The following is a 3,735-nucleotide window of genomic DNA, read 5'->3' as shown; positions in this document are numbered from 1 at the left end:
CCCCCACCCTTCGACCCGGAACTCGCTCCCGTCGTCGAGATCCTGACCGACCTGCGCTCCCCCGACGCGTACCGTCCGGACAACATCGTCGAGATGCGCAGACCCGTCCCCGGGGTGGAGGCCGCGACCGACGAGGCACTCTCGCGCGGTGGCGCCTACAGCGTGGAGGAACGGACGGTGCCGGGGCCGGACGGCGAACCGGACATCTCGCTGCTGATCTGTCTCCCGAAGCACGCGGCGACCCCGGTCCCGGCGATCTACCACATCCACGGCGGCGGCATGATCGTCGGAGACAACCGCTTCGGCCTGGTCGAGATGGTGAACCTAGCCGAGCCGATGGGCATGGCCGTGGTGTCGGTCGAGTACCGGCTCGCACCCGAGACACCCCACCCGGGTCCCGTCGAGGACTGCTACGCGGGCCTGGTGTGGGTGTCGGACCACGCCCACGAGCTAGGCATCGACCCCGAACGCATCGTCGTCGGCGGTGCGAGCGCCGGCGGCGGCCTCGCGGCAGGTGTCACCTTGATGGCACGCGACCGCGGCGGCCCGGCCGTCCTGGCCCAGCTGCTCCTGTCGCCGATGCTCGACGACCGCAACGACTCGCCCTCCGCCCGGCAGATGCGCGGCGTCGGCATCTGGGACAGCTCCTCGAACGAGACCGGATGGAACGCACTCCTCGGCGACGCCGCTCGCGGAGGACCGGACGTGTCCCCGTACGCCGCGCCCTCCCGTGCGGCAGACCTCTCCGGCCTGCCGCCCACGTTCGTCGACGTCGGGTCGGCCGAGACGTTCCGGGACGAGGACGTCGCTTACGCGAGCCGCATCTGGCAGGCGGGCGGCCGCCTCGAACTGCACGTCTGGCCCGGCGGGTTCCACGGGTTCGACGTCGTGGCCCCTCATGCCGCGATGTCGCAGGACGCCATCGCCGCCCGGGGGGCATGGCTGCGCCGCCAACTCCTGGTCCGCCCCACGGCCTCGACCGGGTGACCGGCCCGGCCCCGACCCGCTGAGCCGACCGCGAAGCCGGCCTCCGGCGCGGCGCGGGCGTTGCGTCGGCATACGTACGTAGCCGGAGATCGCAGTGTCCTGCGCGGTGTGGCCGCGGCGGCAGGAGACGCCGGACACGAGCAAGGCCCAGGCACCCGGTGTCACACCGGTTGACCTGGGCCTTGCTCGTGTCCTGGAGCTGGKGGGCGCGGACGGTTTCGAACCGCCGACATCCGCCTTGTAAGGGCGGCGCTCTACCGCTGAGCTACGCGCCCGGGACGAGTCGACAGCCTACATTGCCCGGGGGAGTGCCCCGCAAACCCGTTCCCGGGGGGATGCGGGGGTTTACCCCACCCCGTATCCGGGAGCGGTCCGGATCCCCCGGGCGACGCCTGATCCGTACGGTCGGAGTACGTCCCGGGCGCATGTCGAGCCGCGGGTTTTCCGATCTGGGGGAGTTCCGTCATGAGTGGTCTTCAGTGGCAGCGGCGAGGCCTTGCCTGCGTCGGGGTCGGGGTCGTCGCCGTGGGCGTTCTCGTCAGCGGGTGCGGGGCCAGTGCGGACGACGACACCGATCCCGAGAAGCGGTCCTTCGCGCTCGGCGGGCAGACGCTCACCGTCGACTCCGACGACTCCGCGCTCGAACTCGTCGTGGGGGACGTGGACGAGGTCCAGGTCACCCGCTGGTTCAAGGCCCATGTGACGATCGGGAAGGATCCCAAGGCGACCTGGGGCATGGAGGGGGACACGCTGAAGCTCCGTGTGCACTGCTCCGGCGTCGTCGCCGACTGCTCGGCCAAGCACCGGATCGTCGTGCCGCGCGGCGTGGCCCTCACCGTGAAGGACCAGGACGGCAGCGTACGGGCGACCGGGTTCAAGGAGGCGCTGGACATCCGGGCCGGTGACGGGTCCGTACGGGTGCGGGACGTCTCCGGGGCCCTGACGCTGCGGACCTCCGACGGTTCCGTCCACGCGAGCGGCATCGACTCCCGGCGGGTCGACGTGAGGACCGGCGACGGTTCGGCCCGGCTCGACTTCGCCTCCGTCCCGGACCGGGTCTCGGCGCACGGACAGGACGGCTCGCTCACCATCGGGCTGCCGGACGCGAGCTACCGGGTCACCGCCGGGGCCGAGGACGGCTCCGTGGAGGTGTCGGTGCCCCGCGACGAGGGCAGCTCACATGTGGTGTCCGCCCATACCCAGGACGGGAAAGTCACGGTGCGTACCGCGAACTAACCGGCCCGTGTGTTCGTCCTACCTGGTGGGAGAATGAGACGGGACCACCGGGGCGGGACGGATCACAGCACGGGAGAGGGAAGTGACGGCGACACCTTCGCAGCCGTACACACCGTTTGTGCCAGGCGCGCAGCAGATACCTCACCGTGTGCAGCACGTACCTCGCCGTGCCGCAGGGTCCCGCCGTGCCGGTCGTGATCTGCTCGGGCTCGTCCTGCTGCCCCTCCCGCTGCTCGCGCTCGCCCTTCCCGCCGCCTTCGCCGGCGGCGGCACCCGGCGGTGGTTCGGCGGGCGCTCCGAGAGCCAGCGCGCCGACGCGCAGGCCGCGAAGGACGCCGCGGCGGCCGCGTTCTACGAGCTCGACACGGCACAGCGCGACCTGCGCATCTCGATCGAGACCATCACCGCCGTCGACGACTCCCCGGCGGCCCGCCGCGCGGTCGCCGACTTCGAGGCGCTCGGCCGCCGCATCGACGAGGCCAGCAGTACGTACATCGCCGCCGTGGACGCCCACGACCTCGACCGCGACGACCTGGAGGCGTCCGTCGCCGCCCTCGCGCGCACCGAGCTGACCCGGGCCAAGGACGAGCTGACCCGCGTCAAGCAGGAGCTGGACCGGTTCGAGCAGGGGCTCGGCCCGCTCCTGGGCAAGGCCGAGACCCAGCTCGCCCGGCTCGCCCCCGCCGTCGAACGCGCCCGCCAGTCCCTGCTCGCCGCGTCGAACGCGCTGGATGCCGTACGGGGATCGGGGCTCAAGGCCGACGACCTGGCCGCGCGCCTGGCCGCGCTCGCCCCCGACCTGACCAAGCTCAACCAGGGCGCCGGGCAGCACGGCGTGCCGGAGACCCTGGAGCGGGCCGACCGGGTCGCCCGGGACGCCGGGGCCGTGCGCGCGGAGGCCGAGCGGCTGCCGGAGCGGGCCACCGAGATCGACCGGCGGCTCGTCTCGCTGCGTACGCGCGCGCAGGCGCTCACCACCCGCTCGGAGCAGGTGGAGCCGATCCTCAGCGAGTTGCGGCGGCGCTTCGTGGCGGCGTGCTGGCAGGACCTCCAGCACGTGCCCGACCAGGCCGCCGAGGCCGTGCGGCAGGCCGAGGGGAAGCTGGCGGAGGCGCGGACCGCCCGCGAGGAGCAGCGCTGGGCGGACGCGACCGCGCTGCTGTCCACCGTGCGCGCGCTGCTGAACACCACCGACGAGGCGGTGTCCGCGGCCGGTGACCGGCTGCGCCGGCTGAACGAGGTGTCGAAGGACCCCGAACGGGAGATCGAGCGCACGCGGTTCGCCGTCCGGGACGCGCAGCGCCTGGCCATGGCCGGCCGCAACACCCCCGACCCCCGTCACGCGCGTCCCCTCGACGACTCGGTGGCGCGCCTGGAGCGGGCGATCGGCACGCTGGAGGGCCGGCACCCGGACTACTGGCACTTCCTGACGGAGCTGGAGGCCGTCCGGGGGACCGTCAGCGGAGTGGTCGCGCAGATCCGGGAGGAGCGGGGGGCGGCCGGGGCGTAGCC

3 protein-coding genes and 1 tRNA gene are annotated in these 3,735 nt (G+C 73.2%); 3 read left to right on the top strand and 1 reads right to left on the bottom strand.

Going from position 1 to position 3,735, the window contains the following annotated elements:
• Nucleotides 1-987 (top strand): alpha/beta hydrolase (locus FGF04_RS38445; protein ID WP_149516031.1); only part of this gene is annotated, 987 nt, incomplete at its 5' end.
• Between the two features lie 200 nt (nucleotides 988-1,187).
• Here the strand turns inward: FGF04_RS38445 and FGF04_RS38440 are convergent.
• Nucleotides 1,188-1,262, bottom strand: a tRNA-Val gene (locus FGF04_RS38440).
• 190 nt (nucleotides 1,263-1,452) lie between these two features.
• Here FGF04_RS38440 and FGF04_RS38435 point away from each other — a divergent pair.
• On the top strand, nucleotides 1,453-2,223 hold the full coding sequence (locus FGF04_RS38435; RefSeq protein WP_149516030.1) for a DUF4097 family beta strand repeat-containing protein: 771 nt from the start codon (nucleotides 1,453-1,455) through the stop codon (nucleotides 2,221-2,223).
• A gap of 82 nt (nucleotides 2,224-2,305) precedes the next feature.
• Nucleotides 2,306-3,733 (top strand): coiled-coil domain-containing protein, encoded by a 1,428-nt coding sequence (locus FGF04_RS38430; RefSeq protein WP_149516029.1) that lies wholly within the window; start codon nucleotides 2,306-2,308, stop codon nucleotides 3,731-3,733.
• Nucleotides 3,734-3,735: the final 2 nt, after the last annotated feature.

Source organism: Streptomyces apricus (genome assembly GCF_008369065.1).
Classification (GTDB): Bacteria; Actinomycetota; Actinomycetes; order Streptomycetales; family Streptomycetaceae; genus Streptomyces; species Streptomyces apricus.
Note: the sequence above shows the minus strand (reverse complement) of the source record. Positions and strands in the feature narration are given on the sequence as shown.

What these genes read in the sequence shown, in the direction of transcription:
- FGF04_RS38435 (WP_149516030.1), top strand. Translation starts at nt 1,453, where the DNA reads ATGAGTGGTCTTCAGTGGCAGCGGCGAGGCCTTGCCTGCGTCGGGGTC.